This is a genomic window from Rheinheimera sp. WS51 (assembly GCF_050936095.1).
Taxonomy (GTDB): Bacteria; Pseudomonadota; Gammaproteobacteria; order Enterobacterales; family Alteromonadaceae; genus Alishewanella.
Genome location: NZ_JBOTRC010000004.1, coordinates 1 through 17148 on the forward strand (window position 1 = coordinate 1; position 17148 = coordinate 17148).

Annotated in this window: 19 protein-coding genes and 1 tRNA gene; 5 read left to right on the plus strand and 15 right to left on the minus strand. The window is 40.2% G+C overall.

Annotated elements, in window-relative coordinates:
- Positions 1 to 198 precede the first annotated feature (198 nt).
- The 13 genes from flgL to ACRCA4_RS06880 form a co-directional block, all read right to left on the minus strand.
- The gene (gene flgL / locus ACRCA4_RS06820; RefSeq protein ID WP_433186022.1) at positions 199 to 1434 is read right to left on the minus strand and encodes a flagellar hook-associated protein FlgL; all 1236 of its coding nucleotides are present in this window, start codon (positions 1432 to 1434) and stop codon (positions 199 to 201) included.
- Positions 1435 to 1437: 3 nt separating this feature from the next.
- Positions 1438 to 3444, minus strand: a complete 2007-nt coding sequence (gene flgK, locus ACRCA4_RS06825; RefSeq protein WP_433186025.1) for a flagellar hook-associated protein FlgK — start codon at positions 3442 to 3444, stop codon at positions 1438 to 1440.
- Positions 3445 to 3549: 105 nt separating this feature from the next.
- Entirely contained in the window at positions 3550 to 4563 is a 1014-nt protein-coding gene (flgJ, locus tag ACRCA4_RS06830; protein WP_433186028.1) for a flagellar assembly peptidoglycan hydrolase FlgJ, read from the minus strand.
- 1 nt (position 4564) lies between these two features.
- Positions 4565 to 5653 carry a flagellar basal body P-ring protein FlgI gene (locus tag ACRCA4_RS06835; protein ID WP_433186632.1) on the minus strand — a complete coding sequence of 363 codons (1089 nt, stop codon included), beginning with the start codon at positions 5651 to 5653 and terminating at the stop codon, positions 4565 to 4567.
- A gap of 30 nt (positions 5654 to 5683) precedes the next feature.
- The gene (gene flgH, locus ACRCA4_RS06840; protein WP_433186031.1) at positions 5684 to 6370 is read right to left on the minus strand and encodes a flagellar basal body L-ring protein FlgH; all 687 of its coding nucleotides are present in this window, start codon (positions 6368 to 6370) and stop codon (positions 5684 to 5686) included.
- A gap of 14 nt (positions 6371 to 6384) precedes the next feature.
- The gene (gene flgG, locus ACRCA4_RS06845) at positions 6385 to 7173 is read right to left on the minus strand and encodes a flagellar basal-body rod protein FlgG (protein WP_433186034.1); all 789 of its coding nucleotides are present in this window, start codon (positions 7171 to 7173) and stop codon (positions 6385 to 6387) included.
- A gap of 40 nt (positions 7174 to 7213) precedes the next feature.
- On the minus strand, positions 7214 to 7960 hold the full coding sequence (flgF, locus tag ACRCA4_RS06850) for a flagellar basal-body rod protein FlgF (protein ID WP_433186037.1): 747 nt from the start codon (positions 7958 to 7960) through the stop codon (positions 7214 to 7216).
- 251 nt (positions 7961 to 8211) lie between these two features.
- Positions 8212 to 9534 (minus strand): flagellar hook protein FlgE, encoded by a 1323-nt coding sequence (flgE, locus tag ACRCA4_RS06855; protein WP_433186039.1) that lies wholly within the window; start codon positions 9532 to 9534, stop codon positions 8212 to 8214.
- A 36-nt stretch (positions 9535 to 9570) separates the two neighbouring features.
- Positions 9571 to 10314 (minus strand): flagellar hook assembly protein FlgD, encoded by a 744-nt coding sequence (locus ACRCA4_RS06860; RefSeq protein WP_433186042.1) that lies wholly within the window; start codon positions 10312 to 10314, stop codon positions 9571 to 9573.
- Positions 10315 to 10325: 11 nt separating this feature from the next.
- Complete coding sequence (gene flgC / locus ACRCA4_RS06865; RefSeq protein ID WP_433186045.1) at positions 10326 to 10748, minus strand: flagellar basal body rod protein FlgC; 423 nt, start codon at positions 10746 to 10748, stop codon at positions 10326 to 10328.
- Positions 10749 to 10750: 2 nt separating this feature from the next.
- Positions 10751 to 11152 carry a flagellar basal body rod protein FlgB gene (gene flgB, locus ACRCA4_RS06870; RefSeq protein ID WP_433186048.1) on the minus strand — a complete coding sequence of 134 codons (402 nt, stop codon included), beginning with the start codon at positions 11150 to 11152 and terminating at the stop codon, positions 10751 to 10753.
- 86 nt (positions 11153 to 11238) lie between these two features.
- Positions 11239 to 12072: a CheR family methyltransferase gene (locus ACRCA4_RS06875; RefSeq protein WP_433186050.1), complete on the minus strand. Its 834-nt coding sequence runs from the start codon at positions 12070 to 12072 to the stop codon at positions 11239 to 11241.
- A gap of 9 nt (positions 12073 to 12081) precedes the next feature.
- Entirely contained in the window at positions 12082 to 13011 is a 930-nt protein-coding gene (locus tag ACRCA4_RS06880) for a chemotaxis protein CheV (protein WP_433186053.1), read from the minus strand.
- A gap of 146 nt (positions 13012 to 13157) precedes the next feature.
- Here ACRCA4_RS06880 and flgA point away from each other — a divergent pair, with 146 nt between their 5' ends.
- From flgA to flgN, 3 genes are all read left to right on the plus strand, one after another.
- On the plus strand, positions 13158 to 13868 hold the full coding sequence (gene flgA, locus ACRCA4_RS06885; protein ID WP_433186056.1) for a flagellar basal body P-ring formation chaperone FlgA: 711 nt from the start codon (positions 13158 to 13160) through the stop codon (positions 13866 to 13868).
- 79 nt (positions 13869 to 13947) lie between these two features.
- Positions 13948 to 14265, plus strand: a complete 318-nt coding sequence (gene flgM, locus ACRCA4_RS06890) for a flagellar biosynthesis anti-sigma factor FlgM (protein WP_433186058.1) — start codon at positions 13948 to 13950, stop codon at positions 14263 to 14265.
- The gene (flgN, locus tag ACRCA4_RS06895) at positions 14265 to 14693 is read left to right on the plus strand and encodes a flagellar export chaperone FlgN (RefSeq protein WP_433186061.1); all 429 of its coding nucleotides are present in this window, start codon (positions 14265 to 14267) and stop codon (positions 14691 to 14693) included. The genes flgM and flgN overlap by 1 nt, the downstream gene beginning before the upstream one ends.
- A 66-nt stretch (positions 14694 to 14759) precedes the next feature.
- Here the strand turns inward: flgN and ACRCA4_RS06900 are convergent, their stop codons facing one another.
- On the minus strand, positions 14760 to 15245 hold the full coding sequence (locus ACRCA4_RS06900) for an LPP20 family lipoprotein (protein WP_433186063.1): 486 nt from the start codon (positions 15243 to 15245) through the stop codon (positions 14760 to 14762).
- Positions 15246 to 15460: 215 nt separating this feature from the next.
- Here ACRCA4_RS06900 and ACRCA4_RS06905 point away from each other — a divergent pair, with 215 nt between their 5' ends.
- The gene (locus tag ACRCA4_RS06905; RefSeq protein WP_433186066.1) at positions 15461 to 16603 is read left to right on the plus strand and encodes a flagellar assembly protein T N-terminal domain-containing protein; all 1143 of its coding nucleotides are present in this window, start codon (positions 15461 to 15463) and stop codon (positions 16601 to 16603) included.
- Between the two features lie 42 nt (positions 16604 to 16645).
- Positions 16646 to 16722 (plus strand) — tRNA-Arg (locus tag ACRCA4_RS06910).
- A gap of 48 nt (positions 16723 to 16770) precedes the next feature.
- Here ACRCA4_RS06910 and ACRCA4_RS06915 read toward each other — a convergent pair.
- Positions 16771 to 17139, minus strand: coding sequence for a PH domain-containing protein (locus ACRCA4_RS06915; protein ID WP_433186069.1), 369 nt, complete (start codon positions 17137 to 17139; stop codon positions 16771 to 16773).
- Positions 17140 to 17148: the final 9 nt, after the last annotated feature.

Sequence of the window (17148 nt, forward strand, 5' to 3'; positions counted from 1 at the left end):
GTTTTGGCAATTTTACTTTTAGTTATTGCCAGTATCTTGCCGTGTTAAATATGTATCGGACGCTTGCGGGGAAACTTGAGTAATTTTTTTTTAAATATCCATTTTTTTGCACAAGTAGTTACTTTAGGAGTCTAAAAGACGATAAAACCCGCGTTATTGCTAACAGCGGGTTTAAGTACAGCAAGATAGCTATTTGGCTTATCGGATATAATCAAACAGCGTTGAGGAAGATATTTTACTAAAAGTAGATGACGCAGCTTGCATGGCCACTTCTTGGCGTTTTATTTCTGTCATTGCTGCGGCAAAGTCCACCTCGGCTAAATCGGCCCGATACTCTTTATGTTTAATTGTTAAGTCTTCATTATTATTAAACACACTATCGAGTACGTTATTTCTACCACCTAGGTTAGCTAAGCTGCTATCAATACGCCTAGCACTTGCCTCTGTTTGGGCTAAAGCATCAGCAATAGCCTCATTAACCGCTCCACGTGAGACTGATGGATTTTCTAATACTTGAATAAAATCGTTTAACGTATTTAAAATATTCTTTTTTTCGGGTAGCGGTAAGTCGAAGTTTATTTGTCCTGGTGCCGCTGCAGCGCCATCAATTTTTATTGTTAAACCTTGAAATAAAATATCCTCTCCAGGGACAAAGGTCCCCGTTACTGCAGGCGTTAAGGCTGAACCATTTTGTAAGATTTGATAATTATTTGCCGCATCAATTGTGATGTTATAGGTATTATTAGCCGGAGTTAAATTATCGTAGTTTGCAATATAAAAAGCATTAAATTTAGTTTGATCAGAAACCTCTATACCTGCAGCCGTTGCTCCTCCAGCAACAATAATCGCAGCTGAAGGTTTAAGTCGAGCTAATACATCATCAAAAATCGCTTTGCCGCTGTCATTACCTGGCATTTTTATCGAAGGCGATATTTGCAGAGCTCGAAAGCCATCATCCCCTTTAAATTGATATTCGCCAGTGACAGGATCTTTTTCATAAGCTGCAGTCTTATCTTGGTAACCGGCAAAAATATAACTGCCATCAGCATTTTTGGTATTCATAGCATCGAACATTTCAGCTTGAATATTGCGTAACTCTAACGCTATTGCTTCACGCTCATCTGCGCCATACGTGCCATTACCCGCGGCTTGCGCTAAAGTGCTAATGCGATCATAAGCCGTACGCATATTTGTTAATACTGTTTCTTCTAACGCTAAGTTATTTTTTAATAACACGCTATTTTTTTGATACTGTTCAATTTGGGCTAGGTTTTGATCTAGTCCGAGTACTTTTGCTGAAGCTGCAGGATCATCTGCGGGTGATAAAATGCGCGTTTGTTTAACCAATTGCTCCTCAGCGCGCGACATTTTTTTCTGCGCATCTAAGATCCCGTTTAAACTTTGACTAAATTGCATATTAAAAGAGAGACGCATAATTTACCTCACCGCCTGTAATAGGGTGTCAAAAATGGTTTGCGACGTAGATATAATCTTCGAGGCCGCAGCATAGCTTTGTTGAAAACGGACTAAATTCGCCGCCTCTTCGTCTAGACTAACGCCAGATAACGACTCATACCATTGTGTTGTTTGCTCTAAAATAGCCGCATTGGCTTCTTCGCTGGTTCTAGCTTGCCGAGTACGCTCACCTATACTGCCTACCATAGTTGCATAAGACTGATTAAAACTATATTTATTTGTTGCTGCACCCGAGGTAGAGTCTGCACTGCGTCGCATGGTTGAACTATTTTGTAAATCAGCAAAAGCTAATCCATTACGGTTATCATTAAAACCATCGCGATTAAATTCTAACGTAAAACTATCGCCTGGCTTAGGCTGACCACTGATATTAAAATCAAAACCTAAGTCATCAGCAATACCGGCTTGTTTTAAAATTTCGTTATAATTGTTTGAAGTAAAAGTCGCCGTGACAGTTGTCGCTGCACTATCGGTAATTTCAAATTGATCACCACCTAAATACGTTACAGTATAAGGTGCATTAGCTAAAAACGGATCTGGACTGGTATCTGTTGAGCTTACGGTTAACTCTTCAACTTGGCCATTACCTAAGTTAGTATTAGCCGCATTACCACGCACTGGGCTTGCTAAAGCAATATCTTCAGGTCGGTTTGTTGCCATATCTAAACGACGCGCAGCTGTGTTAAGCGGGTTAAGTAAAAACTTATCGCCGACTACCGACGAACTGCTTAATGTTATCTCTAAACCAAATAAATCTTGATCCGGTGAGTCGTCCTCGCTTATTGTCACGTCAGTTGAAAAGTTTAACCCTGAGATCGTTTTTTCTGAACCTGGGATAACATTACCTTTAGCGTCAACGGCTTGCACTAATACTTCTGTTGCCGATGTGACTGTTACCATAAAGTCGGTCGCAGGTAATTGCCCCGATTTACCGGGCTCAATTTGATAGCTAAGGCTACCTGAATTGCCCGCGAAGCTTAATCCTTCAAAGCTAGGTAAATTAAATAAATTTTTACCAATGTCACCATTTAAGGTCATCCCTAGTTTATTTTGGCTATTCATAGAGTCAGCTATGGTTAACGCTAACTGACCTAGCTGACGCTGAGTGGGATCAAGAATTTCTTCACGAAACGCCACAACCGCGCCAAGTTTACCGCCAATATCTTTAACATTAACATCGCGCAGTACTGATTTTTTAGAGTTAAGTTGTAATTGCAACTCTTTACGCGCCGGATCAGGCTCACCCCGTAGCGTTAATAACTGAAAATCGCCTTGCTCTACCACTAATGACTGACCACCGGCCATAAAGACGAGTTTTTCGCCGTTATCTGCATCTAAAGTAGTGACTTCAAGCATTTCAGATAATTTCAAAATGGCATTATCACGCTTATCAAGCAAATCTAGTGGCACCGGTCGTGTTGCGCCATTGCCGTAAGAGGCAATGTCTTTATTATATGTCGCGATTTGGGTAATTAAATTATTCGTCTCAGTAACATATATATCTAGTTGCTGATTAACGTATTTTTCTTGGTCTAAAATTAAATTAGACATACCATCAAAACGATCAACTAAAGACTGCGCAGAGCCAATAATAAGCTGTCGATTCGATAACTGGGTAGGATCATTATTCGCCGTTTGAATTTGCGCAAATAAGTCATTCATTCCCGTTGCAATGCTATTGGCTGGGTTAGAAAATAAGGCATCTACCCGATTGGCTTCATTAACAAATTGGCTAGCAAAGGCTAAGTTAGATGTGTCTCGGCGCATTTGCTTCAGTGTAAACTCATTAACCAACCGCTCTGTAGTACCCCGACCTACGCCTAAGCCAAATTGCTGAGCTTCAAACTCAGTACGCTGCCGCACATAGCCTGGCGTATTGATATTGGCAATATTATTACCTGTGGTATTAAGCAGACTATTATTGGCTAATACGGCAGAAGTACCAATTTTGAGTAAATTATCTGACATATCTAGCTCCCTAATAGGCTATAGCAGGCCAAGTTAAACGTTATTACCGTCTTTATCGGCACCTGTTGCACTTTCTTGAGTATTATTTTATAAACAACGGCTGCATTACTCTGCATTAGTTGCCTCACTATGCTGCTCTTGCCTTAATTGATTAAATACTGGGCTTTGATAAACCGCCATAATTTTTTTAGCATAAGCAGGATCTGTTGCATAACCCGCTGCTTGTAACTGCGTAAAGTATTGCTCAGTGTCATCGGTCGCTTGCACTGCTTGCTGGTAGCGCGGATTATTAAGAATAAAGTTGCTATAGTCTTGTAAGCTTTGTTCTGGTGATGCGTATGATCTAAAAGCAGCTTGCTCTTTTTGGGCAACACCTTGACGATATTCTAACGTATTAACTATCGCTGTTTTGCCTTGCCAGCCATTATTGGCTTTAATACCAAAGAAATTAAAGCTTTGCTGGCCATTGGCACCTTTTATCATTCGTTGGCCCCAGCCTGTTTCTAAGGCTGCTTGTGCAATAAGTGCCATGGGATCTAAGCCTAGCACTTTAGCGGTTTGTTTAGCCGCCGGCAGCAAGGCTTTAACAAAATCTTCTGGGCTATTAATTTGCCATTTAGCCTGCGCCTGAGTTATTGCTTTCTCTTTTGCAGCATCAAGGTTTAAATTCGACTGGGCTTTAATTAGCGCCGCAGGCGGCATAGTTGAGCCCGTTGGCATAATTTGCGTTACCGCTTGGCGCTGTGTTGGTAAGGCCATAGCTTCTGCTTGAGGCAATGGCATAGGCTGACCGACCATGCTTTTTTTTGGTACTGACGGGCTAAGTTGTTGCACCATTAAATCGGCTAAACCTAAGCTGCCATTTTTAGCTAAATCTGTGGCTAATTGGCTATCATGCATATCACGATAAAACTTAGTGGTTTGGCTGTTCATCATGCCTTCTGCTTCAAAAGCTTCACCCGCTTTGCGCATACTCGTTAATAACATGCTGACAAAAATTGCTTCAAATTGCTCAGCCGCCTGACGCAATGCACCGGGTTGATCACTTTTCGACTGGCTGCGGATATTCTGCAGGCTAGTTAAGTCATGATAAGACACATTATTTGGCGACTGGCTCATATTAAATTACCACTAGTTCGCCGTGAATAGCACCGGCTTCTTTTAATGCTTCTAAAATTGCCATTAAGTCTCCAGGCGCCGCACCCACTGCATTTACGGTACGCACTAGGTCATCTAATGTCACACCAGGGTCAAACTTAAACATACGAGACTGTTCGCGGTTAACGTCAATAATAGAATTTTCTTCAATAGCGGTTTGGCCTTCACTAAAAGGCGCTGGCTGAGACACCATTGGATTTTCAGCAATGGTCACTGTTAAGCCACCATGGGTAATTGCTGCTGGGAATAACCGCACTTCTTTACCAATAACAATAGTACCAGTGCGTGAGTTAATAATAATTTTTGCCGAGCTATCGCCTGGCTCAAAAGTTAAATTTTCTAAGGTTGATAAGTATGAAACACGCTGATTAATATCTCTTGGTGCACGAACTTGTACTGACGTAGCATCTAACGAATGGGCAGTATCTGCGCCAATAAAATTATTGATGGTATCGGCTAAACGCTTAGAGGTTGTAAAGTCTGAGCGTTTTAAATTTAAGGTAATAAAATCACCTTGGGCAAAGGGACTAATAACCTCGCGCTCTACCATAGCGCCATTAGGTATACGACCAACCGTTGGCGTATTCACTAAAATACGTGAGCCATCTAAGCCTTCTGCACCTAAGCCGCTAACAATTAAACTGCCTTGAGCCACCGCATAGACATTACCGTCTAAGCCGGTTAAAAAGGTTTGCATTAAAGTGCCGCCACGTAAACTTTTAGCACTGCCAATTGATGACACAGTAATATCAAGCGTTTGACCAGGCTTGGCAAAAGCCGGCAGCTCTGCACTCACACTTACTGCGGCTACATTTTTAATTTGTGCCCGCATATTTGACGGTAACGAAATACCAAAATTACTTAACATAGTACGAAAGCTTTGTTCAGTAAAAGGGCTTTGTTCGCCAGTGCCGGGTAAACCAACAACTAAACCATAGCCAACTAATTGGTTTGATCTTACCCCTTGCACGTCGGCTACATCTTTTATCCGCGCAGCATAACTTGGCAGCGTAAGACTAAAGCAGCTAATTAACAGAATAGACTTTATCATGGCTTTAAAATTAGCGTTCATACTTTGCTCCTAGAAAGGCCATAACGGACCATTAAAGAATCGCGATAACCAACCAGGTGACTGACCATTATGATGGCTACCTGTACCGCTATATTCTATGCGGGCATTGGCTATTTTAGTCGATTCTACTGTGTTGTTAACATCCACATCTTCAGCTCGAATAACGCCGGTTAAACGAATATATTCTTTGCCGGTATTTAAAGTTAACCACTTTTCACCACGGATCACTAAGTTACCATTACTTTGAACTCGTAATACATTGACCGAAATGTTACCGGTTAAACTGTTACTTTGGTCTGCCTTAGAATCGCCTTTATAGCCAGATTGTGAGCCAGCACCAAACTGTAACACATTACCGCCAATTGAGACGGGGCCACCATTTAAGCCAATCATAGGGTCAAAAGATGTATTAGTATCTTTTTTCGTTTCCGTTTTAGCTTTTTTACTCGCTTGCGTTTTTTCGACTAAAAGCACGGTAATAATATCGCCGGCATGACGCGCTTTATTATCTGAATACAAGCTATTAGAGTGATTTTGAGCAAATAAAGAGCCACTTTGCATAACAGGCCGTTCTGCCGGCTCTGGCACCATAGGCGCATAGTTAGGATCATCAGCTTGGGGTTGTTGTAATGATGCACAGCCACTTAACGTAAGTGCGAATATAACGGCTGGTGTTAACCCTTTAATGAATTGCATAGTGGCTACTCCTATTACAACTGCTGAATAGCAAAACTTAACATTTGGTCAACCGATGAAATGACTTTAGAGTTCATTTCATATACGCGCTGACTTTCAATTAAATTGACTAATTCTTCTGTCACATTGACGTTAGAGGTTTCTAATGAGCCCTGAACAATGATGCCTAAGCCCTCTAAGCCTGGGACTCCTTGCACAGGATCGCCGCTTGCACCAGTTTCACTAAATAAGTTTTGGCCAATTGGCTCAAGACCCGCTGGATTAATAAAATTAGTCACCATTAGCTGTCCTAGCACCGCTGGCTCGCCCTGGCCTGCTAACTGAACCGACACTTGGCCATCTTGAGAAACAGTAATACTTTTGGCATCAGGTGGAATAACAATGTTAGGTTGCACTTGATACCCCGCGCCTGAGGTGACTAAATTGCCGTCGTTATCAACCGTAAACTGGCCATTTCGTGTATAAGAAATATTGCCATCTGGCATTAATACTTCAAAAAAACCATGTCCCTGCACCATCAGATCTAAACTGTTATCTGTGGTAATCATATTACCTTGGGTAAAGTTTTTCTGAGTTGCCACAACTTTAGTACCGGCACCTATCATTAAACCATTAGGTAACTCCGAGTTCTGCGATGAAGCACCACCAGGCTGATTAACATTTTGATAGAGTAAATCTTCAAAAATAGCGCGGCTTTTTTTAAAGCCTACAGTACTGGCGTTTGCTAAGTTATTTGAGATAACCGAAATATCACGCTGTTTAGCATCTAAACCGGTTTTACTTATCCATAATGCTGGATGCATATAAGCCTCCTGAGCCTTAGCTCATATTAATGGCAGGCAATTAGCCTACGATTCTTAATAATTGATTTTGTTGCTGATCCATATCTTCAGCGGTTTTCATCATTTTGACTTGCAGCTCGAACTGACGCTGCAAACTAATCATATTAGTCATTTCGCCTACAGCACTGACATTACTGCCCTCAACTGCACCTTTTAATAAGCTAACATTAATATCTGCTTGTGCCGGCTGGCCATCTTTACGCCGAAACAAACCATCACTGCCTTTTTCCATGTCACTATGTAATGGCTTAACCAATTTGATTCGCCCAACTTGCTCCATTGCATTAGCAGGTGCCCCTTGTGGTAATGCACTTATAGTGCCATCTAGGGCAATTTCTACTTTAGCAATAGGCAAAGGCAGTTGAATGGGACCATTGTCTCCCATAACTAAATTGCCTGTGGCCGTCTCTAACATGCCATTAGCACTAATTTGTAGGTTACCTGAGCGGGTATAAGCTTCATTGCCATCGGCTGCTAATACGCTAAACCAGCCGTCGCCTTGTATCGCCACGTCTAAGTCTCTATCGGTCGTCATAATAGCGCCAGCGTCAAAGTTTTGGCTGGGGTTTTCAGTCATAGCAAATACACGAGTGGGTAAACCGGCACCAAAAGCTTGCATTGAGCGAGCTTGCTCAAAATCCGCTTTAAAACCAACGGTGCTTGCGTTAGCAAGGTTATTAGCCCGCACGGCAATACCATTCATGTTCTCTTTGGCACCGCTCATGGCGATATATAACAGTTTATCCATTGTTTACTCCAACTTGAGCATTACTTACTTAGCAATAACAAAGCAAAAACAGTGCCAGAAACTAAAATCAATTTAAAAAGAGAATTAACAGCGGCATTAATAAGAAGGATAAACAGGAACGAAATAAACTGATGACAAATGTAAAAACATAAATAGGCAATATAAATCTGACTTAAAAGCTAGCAAGTACAACCTAAATTAAACGCAAAAAAAAACACCGCCAAAAGGCGGTGCTGTAATTTAAGTATAACTTAGCGAATTTGTAACACAGTTTGTTGTAAGGTGCTGTTAACCTCAAGCGCACGAGAGTTTGCTTGGAAGTTACGCTGAGCACTAATTAAGTCAACTAACTCTGTCGTTAAGTTAACGTTAGATTGCTCTAATGCAGACGAGTTAATTGAGCCTAAAGTACCGGTATTCGCTTGGCCACCTATTGGCTCACCAGAAGTAATACTTTGCTTCCAAGAAGTATTTCCTACTTGCTTTAAGCCTTGTACATTAGCAAATCGTACTAAGGTTACTTGTGACAAGTAAGAGGTATCACCGTTACTATAACTGGCTAAAACTCGACCAAAAGAGTCAATATCAACACCGGTTAAATTCCCTACTGTCGTACCATCTTGACTTAAATTCTGCACATCAAAGTTAGAAGCATACTGAGTAGGCAGTTTAACGCCAGATGCATCCCTAAAGTTAACAACTACGTCAGCAGAAAACTGGGCACCATTAGTTAAGTAACCATTAGCAGGATCGTTTAATCGAGCCATATCAATTGGAATAGTTGGATTAGGTACTCCCGTTAATAAATTACCGTTTGAATCGAACTGCAATGTATCACCATCAAACTCTTCACCTGGCGCGGTTTTATCATCCCAGACCAGTTTTGTTTCCCACTCTGATGGCGCACCTGGAACCGGAGGACTTGCAGGTGCTACTTTTCTAAAATAAGTTGTCGCTGTGTGGGCTTCACCTAAACTGTCGTATACCGTCACAGAAGTCGAATGGTTATAGGTCGCCCGATCAGTTGGATCAAATGTCGTGCCCGATGTTGGCACTGCTCTTGAATCTAAATTCATGCTTAAGAATATATTCGACGTGGCGCGAGGTGCACCTGCCGATGTTGGGATTGATATCGGTTGAGTCGTGCTTAAACTTACTGACTGGTTCTCGCCGGTTACCGCATCAACCGAATAGCCCTGCAAGAAGTTGCCGTTGTTATCAACAATAAAGTTGTCTTTATTTAACTTAAATGCACCTGAGCGGGTGTAGGTTAAGTCTTGTGAAGAACGATCTGGCGTTAAAGCAAAGAAGCCTTCACCTGTTATCGCTAAATCTAGCGAGTTATTGGTAAACTGCAACGAGCCTTGGCTAAATTGCTGGGCAACAGTTGAGGTTGATACACCATCACCCACTTTGGTTCTACCTGAAGCAAAAATGGAAGTGGCGTAGACATCAGCAAATTCAGCGCGTGATTCTTTAAAACCAGTGGTATTAACGTTAGCAATATTATTTGCTGTGGTGTCTAAATTTTTTTGTGCGGCAGCTAAGCCGCTTAGTGCGATATTAAAACTCATATTCTACCTCTACTTGCTTATAAGCATTCTGTATTATTAACCGTAAGATACTTCTAAAACGTCACTTAATTTCACCGCGCCTAAACCCAGCAGGTTTAGCATAATGCTGCCATTAGCGCCGCCATTCATACTCACGCTACCAACAGGGGTATAAACATTTACCGGCAAGCTACCATTTGAGCCATCGGCATAAGCAACATCGACTTTTATTTTATAAACGCCCGCTTTAACTCGGTCGGCAACGTCATCATCACCTTCGGCTTCTACATCAGAGCCGGTGCCATTATGGGTACCATCCCAGATAAACTCATTTTTACCAACTTTAGGGTTGTCTACACTAAAGCTTTGAATAACTTCGCCTTTATCATTTTCAATACTAATCTTCATCGTATTTGCCGGTTTATCTAAGCTAATATTTCCTCGCGATAAGCTATCACCTGTAAATACAATTTCATCGGATTGAGTAAGCACACTTCGCCCCACTAATGACGAGGCTTGCAACGCCTGGTTTGATGTCATACTTTCGGCAAAGCCTGCAAAACTAGCATTTAATGAGCTAATACCATCTGCCATGGTAAAGTTTGTCATCTGCGCTATCATTTGATCATTTTCAACAGGTTTAGTTGGATCTTGATAAGCTAACTGCTGGGTTAGTAATGCAAAAAAATCTGATTGGTTTAAGGCACCATTGTTTTTATCAGCGACCTTATTTTTTTCACCCCAATACATTCCATCTAATGCACTGTTGTTAACGTTGGAGTTATTAACGTTGCTAGTCATAACCTTATCCTTTAGCCTTGGCCTAGTCTTAACGTGCGCATAACCATTTGCTTAGCAGCATCGGCAGTTTGCACGTTGGTATCATAAGAGCGCGAGGCCGAGATCATATTAGCCATCTCTTCCATAATATTGACGTTAGGTTTATAAATGTAACCATTCTCGTCTGCTAATGGATGATTTGGCGAATATTCAACATTAAGAGGGGCGTCTGACTCAACAATACCCAACACCTTAACGCCAACCCCATCGTCACCCTGCATTTGTTTAGCTGCTGATAACTCTGCAGCAAACACCGGGTGTCTGGCACGGTAAGTTTGATCAACACTGCTACTCACACTGTTAGCATTAGCAATATTACTGGCCGTTGTGTTCATACGAACAGATTGGGCCGCCATACCGCTACCTGCGATATCAAAAATTTTATACATACTCATGCTTACTGCCCTCCACCCGTAATGGCTTTTTTCAGGCCATTAATTCTTGCTGTTAAAAAGGATAAGCTGGCTTGATATTCCATACTATTTTGCATAAATGCATTACGCTCATGATGGATATCCACAGTATTACCGTCACCAGTATCAGGTTGATCAGGGTTGCGAAATAACGTATCGGCGCCTAATTGACTTGAAATTGCAAAATGCTTTTCATGGGTACGGCCAACAGAGCCTGATTGATGAGCTTTAGCCAGTTTCATAGCTTGGTTAAAGTCGATATCACGCGCTTTATAACCTGGGGTATCAGCGTTTGCGATATTTTCAGATAGCACTTGAGCTCTGCGATCGCGGATCATTAACGCTTCAGGATGCATGCCAAATGCTTTTTCAAAACTGATCGCCATTTTTTTGCCACCTCTGAATTACTATTGGTACCTTTAGTAATCTAGAAGCAACTTATGGGCCAGAAATGAAATACAGGTAAGAAAAGTTATATTTTTTTGCGGTATATAATGCCAGGGTTACAACGGATCATGTCAAAGTCATTATTGATAGTCGATAATGACTCTGAAGCCCCTAGTATTAAAAACCCTTTAGAATTAAGAGATTGAGCGAACTTAGTTAAAATTTTAGCTTTAACATCATTAGAAAAGTATATCAGTACATTGCGACAATAAATAACGTCAAACTTACCGAGTAAGCTATAGCTATCAAGTAAATTTAAGTGCCGAAAGCTGACACTTTGTTTTACTTCCGGTTTTAATTGCATCATTCCTTTGCCGCTATCGGCAAAAAAACGGCTGCGACGCTCTGGCGATAAACCTCGCGCTAACGCTAAGCTATCATATTCGCCTCGTTGACAATGTTGCAACATGGTTTTAGAAATATCAGTACCTAAGATACTCACATTTAAGTTAGCTGACGCAGAGCGCAGCTGTTTATATTCAAGCACTGACATGGCTATTGAATAGGGTTCTTGGCCACTAGAACTTGCCGCTGACCATATTTTTATATTACGTTGCTGCTTTTCTAGTTCAGGAAGAATGTGTTTTTTTAATAATTCAAAAGGATAGGTATCACGAAACCACAAGGTTTCGTTCGTTGTCATCGCATCAATAACTTCGGCTCGTAATTGTCTTTCTAACGGGTTTAAAGTTTTTTGCACCAGCTCAGATAAAGAGTCAACCGAAAAACGTTGCATCAAAGGCGCCAGCCGACTTTTCACTAAATATTGTTTATTTTCTCCCAATACAATGCCACATTGCAGCTCAAGAAAGTCACGAAACTGCTTGTATTCAATGTCATATAACTCTTTATTTAGCACACAGTTCCCTTACGCTTTAAGTAGCCACTTTTGTACGGATTCAGCTAATTCATTGGGATTAAACTTAGCAATAAAGTCATTAGCCCCAACTTTTTGCACCATTTGCTGATTAAACACACCACTTAATGATGTATGTAATATGACGTGTAATTGTTTTAATTTAGGATCAGACTTAATTTCTGCTGTTAAGGTATAGCCGTCCATTTCTGGCATTTCTATATCAGAGACTAACAAACCGACTTTCTCGGTGATACATTGCTGGCACTGTTGAGCCGTTTGTTGTAAAAAATTAAGTGCTTCGCGGCCATTATTAACAACGTGCATTTGCACACCTAAGCTTTCAAGTGCTCGCTTCACTTGGTTGCGGGCAACCGCAGAGTCATCAGCAATTAAAATAATGCGCTCACCTAAATCAGCAGCAATACGCTGAGTATCCATTTGTGAAGTTACTGTAGTAGCTGAAGGTGATATTTCTTCTAGAATTTTTTCAACATCTAGAATTTCGATTAATTCATTATCAATTTCAGTAATTGCAGTTAAATAACTTTGTTTGCCACTAGTACCTTTGGGGGGCGGTAATATTTTTTCCCAATTAATATTAATAATCCGTTCAACACCATGAACTAAAAAGCCTTGCACAGAGCGATTATATTCAGCAATAACAATAAAACTTTTGCTAACATCAGTTATGGCTTTACCGCCAATTGCTAAACTAAGGTCAATAACAGAAATTGCTTGTCCGCGAATATAAGCAATACCTCTTACGTATTTATTACGTCTTGGTACAGCCGTTAATGCTGGGCAGGGTAAAACCTCTCGTACTTTAAACACGTTAATGCCATAACGCTGCCTACCCGCTAAATTAAATAGCAGTAACTCAAGTCTATTCTGACCAACTAATTGCGTTCGCTGATTAACGGAGTCTAAAACACCTGCCATTTACTACCTCTAACTGATATCGTTAATATAAATCGACTTATATCTGAGCTTCGGCGTGATTATTGCTTTGCTGTTATAACGAATACTTATATCGCCTGATTTTTGACAATCTTTAGCACTAACTTATAAAGCATAGCTGAATATATATGAAAAAGTACGACAAATTTCTACCACGACTAGGCCAATTATACTTCATTATGATTATGATGTTACTACCTAATTATGTTGTAGCGAACGAATATTCACCCGCCAAGCTAACTGCGGCTGCAGAAGCGTGGTTAAATGAAGAGTTATCTCAGCTTAGTAATAATGAGTTTATTCCTAAATTAAGCCCTTTAGATGAGCGTATTGGTAACAAAACTTGCACAGCACCACTGGACTTCAGTTTGTCGCAACCGATTAGTCAACGACAAAATACCATTTTAATCCAATGCCTCACAGATGATAATTGGAAGTTATATTTGTCTGTTCGTATTGACCAAGTTGTTCAAGCTGTCATTTTAAAACAAAATATTGCTTCAGGAACACAAATTACTGCCGATATGTTGGCACTAGAAACAAGAGAACGACGTTTTGTCAGAGGCAGCTTAATCACAGAGCCGAGTCAAATAGTTGGCGCTAAAACTAAACGTACCTTGAGTATGGGCCAAATGCTGACATTGCAAGATGTTTGTCTTGTGTGTAAAGACGATGTTGTTACAATATCAATTAGCAATAAAGGCTTAAATGTGTCGGCCACCGGTATTGCCCAACAAGATGGCAGTTTAGGTGATTCAATAGAGATAATTAACCGCCAATCTAAACGTACTATTCGTGCAGAAGTTACAGGCGTAAATAGTGTAAGCATTAAATTTTAATTATTTTTTACTAAAGTTTTCTTAAGTAAAGCCGTTAAGCTGTACATAGGGATCTGTACTTAGGTAATGAGGTTATATCATGGCTATCAATATCAACAACTTACAAAATAATGCACAAGTTAAAACTGACAAAGTTGAGCAACAAACTCAACGTCAGCAAGCAAGTGTGCAACAAAATTCGGCTCAAGCGCCGAATCAAAAACAAGATTCAGTGTCTTTAACACCACAAGCTCAGCAGTTAACTAAACTAACTGAAAAAGCGAATAACAGCAGCGGCATTGATCAAGAGAAAGTGGATAAAATTAAGCAAGCGATCAGTGAAGGTAAATATAAAATTAATGTTGAGCAGCTAGCTAAAAGCATCGTAGAGTTTGAAAACGAGTTATTCAGCCACTAATGAATACAGATAAAGCCTCTACCCTACTAGAACAACAACAACAGCATCTAAATGAGTTGTTGCTGCTATTACGGCAAGAACTTGCCGCTCTATCTGAGCGTGATATTGCAAGCCTTGAGCGTATTACGCTAGAAAAGAATCAATTACTTGCTTCTATTACCGAGACCGATAATGCAGTGGCACAGCTTCCTGAGCTTGCTAGTCTTAAAGCTGCTGATTGGTTTAGCGCAGAAGTAACTAAAATTGATGGGTTATTAGCTAATTGCAAACAGCAAAACAACGTTAATCAACAAGTATTAGAGCAAAGCCAACTCACTTTAGAACGTTTCAAAAATACCCTTTTATCTCAACAAGGCAAGTCAGGCTTAACTTATACCAATAAAGGCAAACCATCTATAGACAATATCGGCAAAGGTATTAAAGCCTAAGCACGTAAATTATGTAGTTTGTCATTACTCAGCTCGTACACTACTTAGCAACTACGTTTCTAAAAACTAATAATAGCGAATACGCTTACCCTTCTGCTTTGGTCCTACTTTGTTATATAGCTGATAAATTTGTTCAAAATCTAATTCCAGCTCTGTGATATACACATCATTAATCGCATAGCTTTTTACCACCTTAGCCCCTTTAATTAGTCCTGTAACTGATGAAGCGATTCCGCTTTGGCTTTTAAAAGTATTGGTAACTTCGTTTTTAGCGTCAAGTTTTTGTCCGTGCACTATTTCGGCCAGTTCACGATATGCATCAAGCTTAGAGGCTGTAATTGCCTGCAACATTCTTTGCTGCTCAGTTTGCCCCTTCTGTAAACTGATAGGGGCATAACCAACGGCCTGTAAAACAGGAAACTGTTTAGGCACAATGGCGACATTTTTCACTTCAGTACTTGTTTTCGTTGCACAAGCTGTAACAACGCTAAAAAGACTTATTGCAACAACAAGCTTAATACTCAGTGAGAAAATTATTTTATTTATTATCATGTTACTATTTCCAAAATAATCATTTACAGCATCGTTAAGCTAGCGATAAGTTAGCTTTACTCTTGACTCTAAGGTATAGACTATTAACTGCTTATGCTATCGACTGTTTAGATTAACGATAGCCTTAATAGTTTTAATAAAGCAATAACTAAGCCAAAGATAAGGCATGCTTATTGCTTTACTTATACTAGTGAACATTAGTGGCTAGGATTTTTATGAAACATAATGCAATTTTATCAAGCTTAGTATTAGCTTTCTTTGCCAGCTCAAGTTCTGCAGCCTGGTATGAAGCCACAGGTGAAGCGAGAATTAAGCATGACAATTTAGCACAAGCCAGACATTATGCAGTTAATGACGCTTTAAGCCGCGCCGCTTTATTTGCCGGTGCTGAAATAAAAAGCTCGCAACAGGTACTTAATGGCGTGTTAGAGCATGATTTAATTGAAATTAGTAGCCAACATCAAGTCAGTGAGTTGCAGCTGATGTCAGAAAAGCAACAAGGCAATCGCTTAACGGTTGTGATTAGGGCTAATATTCAGCCACAAAAAGTCTCTGCTTGTACCACTGAACAATATATAAAACCATTGTTACTTAGTCGTATGCAGCTAAGTGCTCGAGAAGATGCAATATATGGCCAGTTATTTTCATTAGATAAAGATGCCACTACACAGTTAAATTACCATCTGCAAGCAAAAGCTCCGGCCGCTACCACCAGTGTATTAGACTATAGTACTGGCTTATCTGATCTTAGCTACCCCTATACTGACCAGTTATTTCGCCAAGGTGGCCAATATATCGTAACAGCAACGATTAAAGATCTCTCTTTAGGCGAAGAAACTCACCGTTTTTGGCAAACAGCAACTAAACAACGCTTTTTTGCACTTAATGTCGTGCTTTATGATTTATTTGAACAAAGCATTGTATTTCAACAAGAATATAGAACAGACTCTACGTGGCCATATAAAGATAAAAATACACCTGCTGCTCACAGTGCCGCTTTTTGGCAGTTACCTTATGGACAAAAAATTGATCAACTTTTAGAGATTGTGGCAGAAGATATACAGCAAGAATTACAGTGTAAGCCGGTTTTAACCAATATTACCCAAGTTACTAATAATCAAGTCTGGTTTAATATTGGTAAAAAGCATGGCTTAGAGGTTGGCGACAAATTACAGCTAATTCAAGTGAAGCGCGATCCTGGCCAACCTGAACTTAAACGCTTGCATCTTAGCGATATTACCTTAGTTGTACGCCAAGTTAGCCAACAGCAAGCTATGGCAGAGCCCGCAACCGCAGCCTTAATCCAGCATATACAAGCCGCAGATATTGTGAGTATTCATAGAAAAGAAGAAGACTAAGGGTACTTATTTTTTAATTTTTTATATAGAATATCAACTTAAGTCCCAGTAGCTCAGATGGATAGAGCGCGCCCCTCCTAAGGGCGAGGCCACAGGTTCGACTCCTGTCTGGGACGCCATCAGCCTAGTTAATTAAATATTTTATCTATAAAATACAATAACCTAAGTTAAAGCATGCTGTTGGCTATCGTTTTTGCGATATCAACCATTGAGGTTTTGCCGGTAAATTCAAACCTAACTTTACCAATAGCAGAAAAGTATATTTCTAGTTCAGAATCTAAATCGAAGGTGCCTGAGGTTTCAACGGAATAAGCCACAATATTTTTATAAGGCAAGCTAGTGAAGTCTTTCTTACTGCCGGTAATACCTTGTACGTTAACGGCAATAATTCTTTTATTGGTAAAAACCACGCCATCACGCATTGTTTTAAATGAGTCGATAACCTGCTCATCAGCTATTAGTAAATCTTGTACTTTTTCTGCATAATCAGCATTTTGCTTTAATTTAAAAAAACCTTTGTTATTAAAATCTATCATTCGTTTCCC